At 38.9% G+C, this 15,515-nt stretch carries 9 protein-coding genes; all 9 read left to right on the top strand.

Annotated elements, in window-relative coordinates; translation table 11 throughout:
* Positions 1-14: 14 nt before the first annotated feature.
* Positions 15-275, top strand: coding sequence for a hypothetical protein (locus EZ428_RS12975; RefSeq protein ID WP_131553597.1), 261 nt, complete (start codon positions 15-17; stop codon positions 273-275).
* Between the two features lie 658 nt (positions 276-933).
* Complete coding sequence (locus tag EZ428_RS12980; RefSeq protein ID WP_225871061.1) at positions 934-2,382, top strand: glycoside hydrolase family 88/105 protein; 1,449 nt, start codon at positions 934-936, stop codon at positions 2,380-2,382.
* A gap of 36 nt (positions 2,383-2,418) precedes the next feature.
* Complete coding sequence (locus EZ428_RS12985; protein ID WP_131553598.1) at positions 2,419-5,286, top strand: glycoside hydrolase family 2 protein; 2,868 nt, start codon at positions 2,419-2,421, stop codon at positions 5,284-5,286.
* Between the two features lie 285 nt (positions 5,287-5,571).
* Positions 5,572-6,921 carry a TolB-like translocation protein gene (locus EZ428_RS12990; RefSeq protein WP_165501770.1) on the top strand — a complete coding sequence of 450 codons (1,350 nt, stop codon included), beginning with the start codon at positions 5,572-5,574 and terminating at the stop codon, positions 6,919-6,921.
* 97 nt (positions 6,922-7,018) lie between these two features.
* On the top strand, positions 7,019-7,996 hold the full coding sequence (locus EZ428_RS12995; protein WP_131553599.1) for an alpha/beta hydrolase: 978 nt from the start codon (positions 7,019-7,021) through the stop codon (positions 7,994-7,996).
* Between the two features lie 56 nt (positions 7,997-8,052).
* Complete coding sequence (locus EZ428_RS13000) at positions 8,053-9,042, top strand: pectinesterase family protein (protein ID WP_205945701.1); 990 nt, start codon at positions 8,053-8,055, stop codon at positions 9,040-9,042.
* 15 nt (positions 9,043-9,057) lie between these two features.
* Positions 9,058-9,975 (top strand): alpha/beta hydrolase, encoded by a 918-nt coding sequence (locus tag EZ428_RS13005; RefSeq protein ID WP_131553600.1) that lies wholly within the window; start codon positions 9,058-9,060, stop codon positions 9,973-9,975.
* Between the two features lie 18 nt (positions 9,976-9,993).
* Positions 9,994-11,637: a glycoside hydrolase family 28 protein gene (locus tag EZ428_RS13010; RefSeq protein WP_131553601.1), complete on the top strand. Its 1,644-nt coding sequence runs from the start codon at positions 9,994-9,996 to the stop codon at positions 11,635-11,637.
* A gap of 622 nt (positions 11,638-12,259) precedes the next feature.
* Positions 12,260-15,499: a SusC/RagA family TonB-linked outer membrane protein gene (locus EZ428_RS13015; RefSeq protein ID WP_131553602.1), complete on the top strand. Its 3,240-nt coding sequence runs from the start codon at positions 12,260-12,262 to the stop codon at positions 15,497-15,499.
* Positions 15,500-15,515: the final 16 nt, after the last annotated feature.

The raw sequence follows: 15,515 nt of genomic DNA on the forward strand, positions 1-15,515 counted from the left end.
AAATTGATAAGGTTATGGAGAAATTTCCACATTTGAAAAATGAACAGGTTGCTTTGTTGAGAGCAGATATTAATACGGGTATTGTATTGGATAAAGATTATATCTATGCGACAACGGAAGTTCAGGAGGTATATACAGTTTTTGATAATATAGATTCTGCTATAAAATTTGCCAAATCAATTATCTCAGAAAGAAATGATATAGAATGTGGAATATATGGAAACGATCCAGTTGCATTTCTAACACTTACAAGAGATAATATAGATTCCTATTAAATATTTATGACAAGCCTCTGTTCCCTAAACCCGACATTAGTGGAAATCGTTTTTTGTTTTTGTATTTCATTGTGATAAACAAAAAAGATTGAAACGTTGGCGGGGCTGCATTAGCCTTTGGCACTGTCTCCTCATTTTCTAACCCATTTCTTTAAACCTATTTGCTTTATTAATAAGTTAAAGATTTCCTCGCTCCCGAAGAAGTCTGGGCAGGTGCGCTGCGTCGAAATGACAAGTTTGATTAGGAAGTCACGTCATCTCGACGACAGAGCCTGTACCGATTTATCGGTAAGAGATCTGCTAGTTACTTCTCCTTATAGATTTCTCCTCACTGCGTTCGTTCGAAAGGACGAGCATAGGTTATTCGACGATAGGAGATATCTCCTCGCGAAAAGCTCGCTATAACGAGTTTTGTAAAGTTACGTCATCTCGACGATAGGAGAGATCTAAGAATTAGATTAACTAACAGATTTCTCCTCGCTGCCTGCCTGCGGTAGGCAGGCGCTGCGTCGAAATGACGTAAAGGGTTGTTGCTATGCTCACTCGAGATTACGGGATTATTGGCTCCAATTGTAATGACTTCTTTACGCCAAAAGCAGGACGGCACAGGTTGCCCGAAGATATATAATGTATTAGTTTAGGTAGATTAAAACCATTTATGAACCCGTACATATATTTTGCTCTAATTCAAAGAGATAAGATAATGTATCTTACCTTGTTATTTATGTTTGTTTCCACTCAATCTATAAGAATTTCTGGCTTTAGGACATTTTGTATCTGCGGACTTGTACTTATCGCAACAACATCATTTGCGCAATACGTAGAGCATAAGGGTAATGATGTAACTACGCCGCTGCACTTATTAAAACCAGCTTATGTTACACCTTATGGTCAAACAAAACCCGCAGATATTAAAGTTTCTTTAGATCGGGTTTTTAAATACCTAGATCAAACTACGCCAGCGCAATTGGTTGATAAAACAAGCAATGAGGTAATTTTAGATTTAAAAAAAGCCAATTCAAATTCGATATTTAAACCTGGCGATTATCGCCTAACCAGTTACGAATGGGGCGTTACCTATACCGGTATGCTTGAAGTTGCCGCTGCCACCGGCGATAAAAAGTATAGTGATTATACCGTTAAACGTTTCAATTTTTTGGCCGATGTGGTGAATGCCTACCAAAATTATTTAAAAACAAACACTGGTGCCGTAACGCCAGTACGTTCGGTTTTAGATCCTCACGCTTTAGATGATGCAGGTTCTATAGCTGCATCAATGATCAAGGCGCAAAAAACAGGAGAGATCAAATCGAACCTTCGGCCAATTATAGATAACTATTTAAACTACATCATGACAAAGGAGTTTCGTTTAAAAGACGGAACATTGGCAAGAAACAGGCCTCAACCCAATACCCTTTGGTTAGATGATTTATACATGAGTTTACCCGCTGTTGTGCAAATGGGTGTTTTAACAGGCGATACAAAGTATTTTGATGAAGCGGTAAAACAATATCAATTATTTGCAGACAGAATGTTTAATACCGAAAAAGGATTATATATGCATGGTTGGGTACAAGATATGGACCCACATCCGCAGTTTCATTGGGCAAGGGCAAATGGCTGGGGTTTAATGACTAAAATAGAATTGTTGGATGCTTTACCAGCCAATCATCCTGGTAGACCGATTATTCTAAAAATGTTAAAAGCCCATGTAAAGGGCTTAGCTGCCTTACAAGATGGAACAGGTTTTTGGCATCAGCTCTTAGATCGCAATGATTCTTACTTAGAAACTTCCGCTACTGCGATTTATACTTATTGCATTGCTCGAGCTGTTAACAAAGGCTGGTTAGACGCTAAAGCGTATGGGCCAATGGCCTTATTGGCGTGGAATGCTGTAAGCACTAAGATTAACGCAAATGGACAGGTAGAAGGTACTTGCGTGGGTACAGGAATGGGCTTTGATCCTGCGTTTTACTACTACCGACCAATTAACGTATTTGCCGCCCATAGTTATGGACCAGTATTGTTGGCAGGTGCAGAAACTTATAGAATGTTGCAACAACATCCTTTCGAAATAAACGACAGTGCTGTTCAGATGTATAAATAATCTTTTTTATCAAATTTCAATTTCTAATATCATCATATGAATTTAAAAATAAGCGGTTTTGGCTTAGCCGTATTCATGTTAATCAACTTACAAGCTTTTTCACAAACTAAACCTGTAAAACAAGTTCAATATCTTTCGGGTACAGATAATATACACACTAAAACCTGGGATTTTTGGGCTACTGGTGGCAGGAAAAGCGGTGTTTGGTCTAAAATAGAAGTGCCCTCACACTGGGAACAACAAGGCTTTGGTTCGTACAATTACGGTCGTGATTATGTAACCTACGGAAAAAACTTTCGCTTTGCAGACGAGAAAGGAATTTACAGACATAGTTTTAATATTCCCTTAAGTTGGAAGGGCAAAGATGTTTTCATTGTTTTTGAGGGCTCGATGACTGATACGGAATTGAAGATTAATGGTAAATCTGCCGGACCAACTCATAAGGGTGCATTTTATAGATTTAGATACAACATTAGTGATAAGCTAAACTTTGGTAAACTCAATCAACTAGAAGCTACCGTTAGTAAAATGTCATCCGATAATTCGGTTAACAATGCAGAACGTTTGGCCGATTACTGGATTTTTGGTGGCATATTTAGACCTGTATATCTAGAAGCTTTCCCGAAAGAACACATCGAATGGATAGCTATTGATGCCAAGGCCGATGGCACATTCAACATGAATGTCCATCTAAAAAATGTAAAGGCTGGTCGTACTATCTTGGCTGAAATTGTAGACGATAAAGGTAAAGTTGTAGCAACTGGAAAAACAACCACCACATCAGATTCTTTAGCTAATGTAAAAGCCACTGTTAAAAATCCAAAGCTGTGGACAGCTGAAACACCAAATCGTTACCAGGTTAATATTTCGGTTCAAAATGCTGGTCAAAGTATTTATCAGACTAAAGAAAAATTTGGCTTTAGAACCTTGGAGATTAGAAAAAGCGATGGTATTTACCTGAACGGAACCAAAATAAAAATGAAGGGTGTTAACCGACATGTTTGGTGGCCAGAAACTGGGAGAGCCATTAATCCGGCTATAGATTTAATGGATGTAAAACTAATTAAGGAAATGAACATGAATGCGGTACGTTGTTCTCATTATCCGCCAGATCAGAGTTTTTTAAATTTATGTGATTCGCTTGGACTTTATGTTTTGGATGAATTGGCAGGCTGGCAAAAGGCATACAGCACAAAAGCAGGTATCCCTTTGGTAAAAGAAATGGTGATCAGAGATGTAAACCATCCATCAATTATTTTTTGGAGCAATGGAAACGAAGGTGGGCATAATTTTGATTTAGATGCCGAATACGGAAAATACGACCTGTCAAAACGAACTGTAATTCACGCTCACCATAAACCAGGTAATGCTTTTAACGGCATAGATTGTAACCATTACGAGGATTTTTACAGTTCTAAGAAAATACTGGCAGATACGAATATCTATATGCCAACAGAGTTTTTACATGCACAGGATGATGGTGGTGGAGCTGCCTCTTTAGCTGACTTTTGGGATTTGCATTGGAATGAAAAAAAAGGAGCAGGTGGTTTTATTTGGGATTTAGCTGATGAAGGTATTGTTCGCACAGATCAAAATAACATCATAGATGTAAATGGAGTTAACGCACCAGACGGATTGGTTGGTCCGCACCGAGAAAAAGAAGGCAGTGCTTATGCCATTCGCGAAATTTATAGCCCCGTTAAAATAGATCTAAAAGTTTTACCAACAGCGTTTAATGGTGAGATTGAAGTAGAAAACAGATACCATTTTACCAATATCAATCAGTGTAGGTTTAAATGGGAATTAATTAATTTTAAAGGGCAAGAAGATAGAAACAATGGCTATGTTGTTGTAAAACAAGGAAGCGCTACGGCACCATCAATAGCTCCAGTAGCTAAAGGGAAGTTAAAAATAGATTTACCTCAAGATTGGAAAAACCATGATGGCTTAGCTTTAATGGCTTATGATCCTACTGGAAACGAAGTTTATAGATGGGTTTGGAAAATAAAATCTAATACAGCCTTATTTATAAAATCATTAGATAGAAAACCTGCAAACGCAACAGGCGTAGTAACCACCGAAGGTGATACAACGATAACCATGAAAGCAAGCGGAATATCAGTAACATTAAGCAAAAAATCAGGTAAATTAATCCAATTGGCCAATGAAACCAGTGCAGCCCTATCTTTCAATAATGGTCCAGTTCTCGTTTCTGGAAATGCAACGTTTACGGATTTGAAAGCATACAAAGAGGGAGATGGCTATGTGGTAGAATCAAGTTATACCGGCGATATGAAATCTGTTAAATGGAAAATGAATGCTAATGGCTGGTTAGAAATGACTTATGAATATGCACTTAATGGCGACTATAGGTTTGCGGGAATTAGTTTTAACTATCCTGAGAACTTTGTGCTAGGTGCAAAATGGTTGGGTAAAGGTCCATCAAGAGTATGGAAAAACCGTACACAGGGTGGGGTTTATAATGTTTGGGAAAACAGGAATAACAATACACATACAGGAAGCGCACCTTGGATCTATCCAGAGTTTAAAGGCTATTTTTCTGATGTGGTTTGGTTAGAGATGAATACGGTACAAGGTAAGTTTACCATCGCTTCGCCAGAGAATGATTTATATGTAAGGCTGTTTAATTTTTATGGTTTAAGTGGCGTTGCTTCTTATCCGGCTTTGCCATTGGGCGATATTTCCTTTTTAGATGCAATACCTCCAATTGGAAGTAAACTGGCTTTAAATGTAACACCTGATGCGAAGAATTTAGGTCCGTTGGGAGAGTTAAACCACATCAATACCACAAAGAAAAGAACGTTACTGTTTTATTTTGGTTTGCCGAAATCTGATGCACCACAACAGTTTGCCATGCCTAAAGAGAACATTTTAACCAACTAAAATATTTCCCGCAGATAACGGGGATTAGGCAGATAAAGAATGGATATGATCTGTGCAATCTGCTAAATCAGCGGGAGAAATGGATGACCAAAATAACTCCCGCAGATAACGGGAATTACGCAGATAAAGAATGGATATGATCTGTGCAATCTGCCAAATCAGCGGGGAAATGGATGATAAAAATAACTTCCCGCAGATAACGGAGATTAGGCAGATAAAGAATGGATATGATCTGCGCAATCTGCAAAATCAGCGGGAGAATAGATAAATTAATTTCAATAAACCATGAAACGTAAACCCTATTTATTTCTTGTTACAGCTTTAGTTGTGCTGATTGCTAATATAGCTAATGCTCAAATTGGTAGGCGTTTTCCTTCAGAGCGAAAGGTAATTAAAGACCCCTTAACAGGAGTTGAGCTTGTGTTTTTAACCAGCACACCTGTTGGCGATTCGAAGATTTATCAAACACATAACCAGTGGACTGCAGATGGGCAATGGTTAATATTTCGTTCTGGCAGGGTTCGTGGCGAGGCAATGGCGGTAAATGAGCAAACAGGAGAGATGGTTCAAGTAACTGAAGGTGGTTATACTGGAATGTTAAATATTGCTAGAAAGTCGATGAAGCTGTATTTCATGAGAAATGTAGATACAACCAAACGTGGCGGTGCAGTACAAATCATTGAAGTAGATTTAGCTAAGGTGTTTGTCGATAGCAAAGCTGGCAAAATGAAAGCCGCTAGCTCTTATCAGCGTATTTGCGGTACAACGCCTGCGACAATAGGTGCTGGGGGAGACATGGCACTAGATGGAGCAGAAGATTGGGCTTATTTTAGAGTAGGTAAGGAGGAAGCAGCTCGACATCTTAAAGCCGGCACTAAGTTAGAACCAAGTTTTGGTCCAAGGAAAATGGGAGCAGGACCATCAGGTATTGCAGCAATGAATATCAATACTGGTGAAATTAAATATGTTATTTCTGTACCTTTTCAAGTTGGTCATATTCAAACCAATCCTTGGGTGGCAGGAGAGATCGTTTTCTGTTGGGAAACAGGAGGCAAGTCTCCACAACGCACTTGGACCGTTTTAGCAGATGGTACCGGCTTACGACCGTTATATCCTGAGGCAGATCATGAATGGGTTACGCATGAAGCCGTAATTTCTCGTGATGAAGTGGCGATAGCCATCATGGGGCATCGAAAAATAGCAGGAACAGATGGTACTGCAGCTCCTCAAACAGGTGTTGGTGGTGCCAATCCAGGGCAAGAAACAGCTTGGGGTCCATCTGGCACTCGTGAAAAACCTACAGGATTAGGTATTGTTAATTTAAGAACCAGGCAAATGACTATTGTGGGACAAACGACTAGCGGTAGTGGTCTTTGGCATGTAAGCGGATCGTCAGATGGCAGATGGGCAGTGGGAGATGATTTTTCGAGAAGTATTTACCTGATTGATAGAAATACACACGAGATGAGGTTGTTGTCTGCTGGTCACAAACAAACCGCTTCTGATCACCCTCACCCTACAATGAATCCTGATGGCACAAAAATCCAAATCCAATCGGCAATGTTAGCTGCAGATAATAGGTCTATGAATATTTGTGTGATCAATATTCCTCAAGAATGGATTAATGCGAAGTAGTTGCGCTTAAAAAGACCAGTCTTTGAACCTATTATACCGATTTCTGAACCAACTTATTGTTTGGTTTCAATTAAGTTTGTGATTTATCAAACCAATTATGCTCAAGTACCTGCTTTTTATTCTTGCAATTTCAAGTGTCGCAAATGCGCAAGAACAGCATAAAGAGTGGCTTACGGGAGTTCGAGACACCAGCTATAACAGTCAACGTGATTTTCGCAATAACCTTAAAAAATATCCTTTCATAAAACTCGTTAGCGAGCAACAAATGCCCAGTGTGACCGAGAAACGCAATCTAACTTATGTAAATCTCGGTAAACGTAGCTTGCTTATAGATGCTTTTATCCCCAAGGTAAAAAATAAAACGGCTGCAATATTGATTATACATGGTGGTGGTTGGCGGTCTGGAGATAGGAGTCAGCATATTCCCTTGGCCCAACATTTGGCTGCAAAAGGAGTGGCATCTTTTACTGTTGAGTATCGCTTATCAACAGAAGCACTTTACCCAGCTAGTGTTTTTGATGTTAAATCTGCTGTGCGATGGTTAAAAGCAAATGCTAAAAAATTTAATGTAGATACCAATAAAATTGCATTACTTGGTTTTTCTTCAGGTGGTCACTTGGCTTCTTTGGTTGGGGTAACAGAGAATGTTGAAAAATTGGAGGGTGATATCGGCAACATCAAATACTCAAGTAAGGTAAATGCCGTGATAGATATTGATGGCACACTTTCCTTTGTTCATCCAGCATCTTCTGAAGCACAAAACATTAACACCAATAAAAACGGTGCTTCTGCGATGTGGCTTGGTTATGCAGGTAATGAAAGATTAGATGTATGGAAGGAGGCGTCACCTTTTACTTATGCAAACGAGAATAAAGTTCCATTCCTGTTTTTGAATAGCTCGGTAGAAAGAATGCATGCAGGTCGTGATGATTTTAAGAAACTTATGGATAACAAAGGAATTTATACCGAAATTGTAAGCTTTAAAGATTCGCCCCATTCCTTCTGTTTATACCAACCTTGGTTTGATTTGACGGTAAATCATATTACTGCTTTTGTAGAGAAGGTTTTTAAATAAAAACAGGTTACACTCATTAATTAGATATTAACACGACCAAATATTAAATAAAACACATGATATCAAGAATACTTATTGCAATGTTAATTAGCATTTTATCGCTACCCAATGCCATTGCACAACAAGCTAACATCAAAAAAATAACTGTAGCACAAGATGGAACTGGTAACTTCAAGTCCATTCAAGAGGCCGTAAACTCCGTTAGAGATCACATGCAAACAAGGATCACCATTGAAGTTAAAGCAGGTAAGTACCAAGAAAAGTTAGTTATACCAGCTTGGAAAAAGAACATTACCATCATTGGCGAAAGCAAGGAAAACACCATTATTACCAATGCAGATTATTCTGGTAAAGTTTTTCCGACAAAGGATTTTACGGGTAATGCGAAATACAGCACCTACACTTCTTACACCGTTTTAGTTCAGGGAAACGACTGTAGATTAGAAAATTTAACCATAGAAAATACAGCTGGAACAGTAGGTCAAGCAGTTGCATTAACAGTGGAAGCTGATCGTTTTGCCGCTAGAAATTGTGCTTTTTTAGGTAATCAGGATACACTTTATACTTCTAAGGATGGAAGGAATTATTTTGAATCTTGCCTTATTGTAGGTACAACAGATTTTATTTTCGGTGAGGCGACTGTGGTGTTTAGTAAATGCACCATCAAAAGTTTATCTAATTCTTATATCACGGCAGCATCTACCACAAAAGAACAACGTTTTGGCTACGTCTTTTTAGATTGCGATTTAATTGCAGCGCCAACAGCAACCAAAGTTTTCTTGGGCAGACCATGGCGACCATTTGCAAAAACCGTATTTATCAGGTGCAATTTAGGCTCACATATTATCCCAGTTGGATGGAATGCCTGGGCAGGCGACCCGATGTTTGCTGATAAGGATAAAACCGCCTTTTACGCTGAATATGCAAATACAGGAGAAGGAGCCAAAACTACGGAGCGTGTGCCTTGGTCTAAACAGTTAACAGGTAAACAGGCAAAAGCTTATACCCTAAAAAACATCTTCGGGTCTTGGAATCCTGAATTCTAAACCACTGGATCAATCATGAAAAAAGTACTTTTCCTCTTATTGTTTACCACGTATTTTGCCAAAGCACAAGAGTTTTTGCCGCTGTACCCTGTAAATAAAATTCCAAATTCAAAAGGTACCAAGCGAAAAGACAGTATTGCCAATGAGAGAGTATACAGAGTGGCTACACCTGGAATGTATTGCTTTTTTCCTGGTACACAAGAAAATAAGGGTGCTGCAGTAGTTATTTGTCCGGGTGGTGGTTACGAACGATTAGCTTATGTGATTAGTGGTACACAGTTAGCTAAATGGTTTAATACGCTGGGTATTTCTGCTTTTGTATTAAACTATAGGTTGCCAAACGACCCTGATTTAGTAGAACGAGAAAAAGCACCTTTGCAAGATGCACAACGTGCTATAAAAGTAATTCGTAATAATGCCGTTAAATGGGGTATCAAGCCCGATAAAATAGGCATACAGGGTTCGTCTGCTGGTGGGCATTTGGCAAGCTTAGTGGGTACGGCACCGGCCGATATCGTTAAAATAGGCGACCAGTTAGATACTGTCTCTGCTCTTGCTAATTTCATGATATTGGTTTCTCCTGTAATTGACATGGGCGCATATGCACACAAGGGAAGTAAGAAAAATTTATTGGGCGAAAACCCTACACCAGAAATCATAAAGCAGTATTCTACTCAATTGCAGGTTACTAAAAATACACCAATGTGTTTTATTGCTGATGCGTTTGATGATAAAACCGTAGACCCACACAATAGCCTGTTGTTTTATCAAGCGTTGCTAGAAAATAAGGTGACTAGCACTTTGCACGTATTTCCGCAAGGTGGTCACGCTATCGCTTTACGTAATAACCCAGGTTCTACAGAAATGTGGACAAAACTCTGCGAAGAATGGATGGTAGAAATGTCTATTATTCCTTCAACCTTAAAAAAATAACCTTCCAAATATTTATAGATGAAAACTACAATTTTTACTGCCTTCATGTTAACTGTTTCTTCGTTGGTTTACGGACAAACAGCTAAAACAAAAACATTTTCTTGGAACAACCTTCCTGTAATCAGCAAACCAGTATTTAAGAAGGATACTTTTAATATCGTTAAATATAGTGCAGTTGCAGACGGAATTTATTTAAATACTGAAGCTATTAATAACGCCATTAACGATTGCAGCAAAAAAGGTGGTGGTGTGGTGCTTATCCCAGCAGGGCTATGGTTATCTGGACCAATATATTTAAAAAGCGGAGTGAACTTGCACCTTAAACAAGGAGCACATTTGGTTTTTACAACTGATAAAAGCAAGTATAAAATTGTAGAAGGAGATTATGAAGGGAAAAGTGCGGCAAGAAATGAATCGCCCATTAATGGAAAAAATCTACAAAACATAGCCATAACAGGTAAAGGTGTTATTGATGGCAGTGGTGATGTATGGCGTGCTGTTGGTCAAGGGCCACTTACCGCATCGCAATGGAAAGAAAAAATAGCTTCTGGAGGTGTGTTAAGCGATGACGGAAAGACTTGGTATCCGAGCGAACAGTTTAAGCAAGCGCAAGTAAAAGGCAAAAGCATGCTCATACAGCCAGGAATGGATTTGAGTGCATTTGCTGACATGAAAGATTTCCTTAGACCAAACCTTTTAGTGCTTAAAAACTGTAAAAAGGTATTAATTGAAGGCATTACCTTTCAAAATTCTCCGGCTTGGTGCCTTCATCCATTGATGTGTGAAGATTTAACTATTTCTGGTATTAGGGTTAAAAATCCGCATTATGCGCAAAACGGCGATGGTATTGATATCGAATCATGTACTCGTTTTATCGTAGAAAATAGCGTGTTAGATGTGGGAGATGATGCCATTTGCATTAAATCTGGAAAAGATGAAGAGGGTAGGAAAAGAGGCATTCCTTCTGCTCAAGGAATCATTAGGGGTAATCTGGTTTATAGCGGCCATGGTGCTGTGGTAATTGGTAGCGAGATGAGTGGAGGTGCGAATAACATCTTTATCGAGAACTGTACTTTTATGGGAACAGATAAGGGTTTAAGGTTTAAATCGACTAGAGGAAGAGGCGGAGTGGTAGAAAATATTTATGCCAGGAACTTAACAATGAAAGATATTCTTCAAGAAGCTATCTTTTTTGACATGTTTTATTTTGTAAAGTTTGCTACCGACGGCAAACGTGATGAAACGCCTGTAGTGAATGAAGGAACCCCAATATTCCGTAACATGGTTTTCGATAACATCATTTGCAACGGCGCTAAGATTGCGGTTTTTATAAGGGGTTTGTCTGAAATGAATGTGCAAAATATTACGCTTAGCAACTCTACCATCGCTGCCGATAAGGGTGTTGAATTGACGGATGCCACTCAGATTAAATTTGATAATGTTCGTTTCGTTGTTAAAAATCAGGTGCCAGTTTTCTCACTTACTGGCAGTAAGGATATCAGTATAAATAAGGTGCAATATAACAATGGCCTTCCTAGTTTATTGCAGGTAAATGGAGTAGGGAATGAGCGCATTCAAGTTCAGGGTACGGATTTAAAATCTACAGGTAAAACGCTTGAACTTAAAGGGGGTGCTAGTGAGAGTGCGGTTATTTATAAGTAGTAAGTTTTCTTGTTAAGTATATAATTACCGTTACTTCGAACTCAATTCTTCATTGAGGAGAAGTCTCTATTTTTCTTGGACACTGAATTAGCCTGTGCGATGCTGAGGTCAGTAGTTTATTGGCGAACAGATATCTCCTCGCTCCCGATAAGGGAGGTATCGTAAAGCACTACGAATAGCTCTTCCTGCCTTCCAAAGCATTAGGATTGCCAGTCAAGCTGGCAATGACGCCGTATATTTTCAAAAAACTGCAATTAGCTATTCTGCGTTGCAAAGCAATAGGATTACCTTCTGATAGTTAGCGGACGAGTTGGCAATGACGCCCATATTTACTGAAAATCACTGCTATTTTAGCTAATCACGCTAAAAAATGCAATATTAATGCAATCGGTTGAACGTAGCGTTAAATGCGCTTCTAAATCAATATTTGAACCTATTATATCAATTAGTGAACCCTCATTTATGGTGCCATGAACTAAGTTTGTATGGTATCTAAATCATTCATCCCGAAATTCAAGCGCAAGAATTAAAAGGATGACCAAGATACAATAACCAAATATTTATAATCGGTCACTTGTGGAAGCCAAAACCACAAATGGTCAAGAAAAACAACCAACCAAATATGAAAAAAATTTTACTTCAAACACTGTTGCTGTTGTGCTGTTGTGCGTCTGTATGGGCCCAAACTCGAACGGTAACAGGAAAGGTGGTCGACAAAGATGATCAAATCCTGGTCGGCGTAACCATTACCATTAAAGGCACTCAAACCCAAGTTATCACAGATGCCGGTGGAAAATTCAAGATCAACATCCCAACAACAGGCAATACCACATTGGTTGCAAGTTACATTGGCTCTAAATCTGTAGAGCTTAGTGTTGGCGACAAAAAAGAACTTCTTTTTGAAATGAACCAAGATGATGAAAGTACACTTGCCGAAGTTCAAGTGATTAACATTGGTTATGGCAAAGTCTCAAAAGACGCCATCACTGGAGCGGTATCGTCAGTAAGCGCCAAAGACTTAAAAGATTTCCCCGTAGCAACAGCAGCCGAAGCCCTTGCCGGAAAATTAGCTGGTGTTTCTGTGGTTACTTCAGAAGGAAAACCAGGTGCTGAGATTACGGTACGTGTAAGAGCGGGTAGTTCTATTACGCAAGACAACTCTCCACTATACATTGTAGATGGTGTACAACTAGAAAATGCGCTTTCAGTTGTATCTCCACAAGAGATTGAGTCGATAGATGTATTAAAAGATGTGGCCTCTACCGCAATTTATGGTGCAAGGGGTGCTAACGGTGTTGTTTTAATCACTACTAAATCGGGTAGAAACTCGCGTACTGTTGTTTCTTTAAGTAGCTATGCTGGTGTTCGTCAGATTACCAATGTGTTAGACGTAATGAAACCTTATGATTATGTGATGTATCAATACCAACTTTATAATGGTAGCATAGCCGATAGAGAAGCGTTTGTAAAGAGATTTGGTGCTTACTCAGATTTAGATATTTATAAAAATGTTCCTTTTACAGATTGGCAAGATAGGGTATTTGGTCGTGAGGCTTTTTCTCATACAGAAAACATGACCATCAATGGAGGTACAAAAACTTCGAGTTACAACTTAAACGTTAATAACTACAAAGAAGATGGTATCATGCTCAACTCAGGAGCTGCTCGTACTTTTGTTTCTTTCCGTTTTGATAACTCTAGTTCTGATAAGTTTCGTTTTGGCTTTAATGCTAGGTATAGCCGTCAGAAGGTGTACGGTGCAGGAACATCCAATACGGGTAGCCAAAGTAACAACAGCTTAAGAAACGGCGTACGTTACCGTCCTTATGATGAACCGGGTCAAAGCACAGATATTGATGAGTTCGATCCAGACTATGCTAACTTAACTAATTTAACAAGTCCAGTTTTAAGTGCCTATTCGGTTACTAAAAACGATTACAATAATCAATTGGTTACCAGTGGGAATGCTCAGTTTACACCAATTAAAGGGTTAACTATTAAATCTCTTTTTGGGGTTACCAATGCCGAACGTAGAACAGATCAATTTAATAGTGCGGTTACGGGTATTGCAAGGCAAAATGCTAATTTACCTGTAGTAAATTTAAGTAATGCCTCTACACTTACTTTAATCAACACCAATACTGTTACCTATGATTTTGTCTTAGGTAAATCACATAAAATAGGTTTGTTAGCTGGTCAGGAAATTAACCAAAGTAGAACACGTAATGCAGCAAGTACCACGAAGTGGTTGCCAGTAGATTTAACAGCAGAACAAGCTTTTGCAGGTATACAAAAAGCAACACCACCAACTGGAGGTGTGCAAGATGCCCCAACTACTTCAGAAGGTCAGAACAGGCTTTTCTCTTTGTTTGGTCGTGCTTCTTACAACTACAAAGGAAAGTACCTTGCTTCATTTATTGTTCGTAATGATGCATCTTCTCTTTTTGCCCCAGAAAATCGCAATGCGCTGTTCCCTTCAGGGCAATTGGCTTGGCGTTTAAGTGAAGAAGAGTTCATGAAAAACCTTGATCTTAAATGGTTGGGTAGTGCAAAAATTAGAGCTAGTTATGGTGCAGGTGGAAATAACCGTATTGCAACTGATCTTTGGAAAGTATTGTACTTAGGAGGAAGTAATTATGGTTATGCAATTGACGAATCTGTAACGCCAGGTTTTGCCCCAAATGCATTGGCTAATCCAAACATTAGATGGGAAACTACAGTGTCAAGAAACCTTGGATTAGACCTTGCTTTTTTCAATAGCAGGCTTAATGCGACTTTAGATATCTATAACAACACAACAGACGATCTCTTATTATTAGCGAAAGTTCCAGTTACTTCTGGGTGGACAGATCAACAACAGAATATTGGTAAAACCTCAAATAAAGGTATAGAATTGCAATTAAGTGGTGTGGTGGCTAATACCAAAAACTTTAGCTATAATATTAATTTCAATATTTACACCAACAAAAACAGGATTGTTAGTTTAGGTAACGACCAGTATGGTAATCCTAACAGTTCTTACGCTGTTGCATCGGGCGGAATTAATGGCTTCGATTTCTTAGCACAAGTGGGTGGGCCAATTGGCCAGTTTTATGGATATGTTAGTGATGGTCGTTATGAATTAAGTGATTTCGACGTCACCTTTAATGCCACGGCAAATACTTACTCGTACGTTCTAAAAGCTGGTATTCCGAGTGCTAGGGCAATTGCACTGGGTAATAGAGACCCACAACCTGGAGACATGAAATTGAAAAAACTGACAGGAAATCCTGGTGATCCCATTTCTACAGATGACAGAACCGTATTAGGTAATGCGTTTCCAAAGTTTGCCGGTGGTATTAATCAACAGTTTAGCTACAAAAACTTTGATGCCAGTGTTTTCATGAACTTCTCGGTTGGTAATAAAACTTACAATGCCAACAAAACTGAGTTTACTGGGCAATATCTTTATAAAGACAACAACATGTTAGCTGTAGTGGCCAATCGTTGGAAATCTTTTGATGACAATGGAAACAGGGTTACTGACCCTACACAACTAGCTGCAATGAATCAAAATACAACGTTTTGGACGCCAGCAGGAGGTCAATATATTTTAACTTCTTATGCAATTGAAGATGGATCTTTCCTTCGTGTAAGTAACATCACCCTTGGTTATTCGCTTCCTCAATCTTTATTGAGTAAAACGAAAGTGTTCTCAAAATTCAGAATTTACGCTACAGTTAACAACTTGTATACTTTCACAAAATATACTGGTTACGATCCAGAAGCGAATACTCGTAGAGGGCCATTAACTCCAGGAGTAGATTATGCAGCTTATCCTAGAAGCCGTTATGTATTGGCAGGTCTAGATATCAGTTTTTAACCATTAGCTCATTTGA

Origin of the sequence: Pedobacter frigiditerrae (assembly GCF_004331645.1) — a bacterium.
In the GTDB taxonomy this organism is placed as follows: Bacteria; Bacteroidota; Bacteroidia; order Sphingobacteriales; family Sphingobacteriaceae; genus Pedobacter; species Pedobacter frigiditerrae.

Coding starts and splice junctions, on each gene's coding strand:
- EZ428_RS13010 (WP_131553601.1), top strand. CDS start 9,994: ATGAAAACTACAATTTTTACTGCCTTCATGTTAACTGTTTCTTCGTTG.
- EZ428_RS12975 (WP_131553597.1), top strand. CDS start 15: ATGGAGAAATTTCCACATTTGAAAAATGAACAGGTTGCTTTGTTGAGA.
- EZ428_RS12980 (WP_225871061.1), top strand. CDS start 934: ATGAACCCGTACATATATTTTGCTCTAATTCAAAGAGATAAGATAATG.
- EZ428_RS12990 (WP_165501770.1), top strand. CDS start 5,572: ATGAAACGTAAACCCTATTTATTTCTTGTTACAGCTTTAGTTGTGCTG.
- EZ428_RS13015 (WP_131553602.1), top strand. CDS start 12,260: ATGAAAAAAATTTTACTTCAAACACTGTTGCTGTTGTGCTGTTGTGCG.
- EZ428_RS12985 (WP_131553598.1), top strand. CDS start 2,419: ATGAATTTAAAAATAAGCGGTTTTGGCTTAGCCGTATTCATGTTAATC.
- EZ428_RS13005 (WP_131553600.1), top strand. CDS start 9,058: ATGAAAAAAGTACTTTTCCTCTTATTGTTTACCACGTATTTTGCCAAA.
- EZ428_RS13000 (WP_205945701.1), top strand. CDS start 8,053: ATGATATCAAGAATACTTATTGCAATGTTAATTAGCATTTTATCGCTA.
- EZ428_RS12995 (WP_131553599.1), top strand. CDS start 7,019: ATGCTCAAGTACCTGCTTTTTATTCTTGCAATTTCAAGTGTCGCAAAT.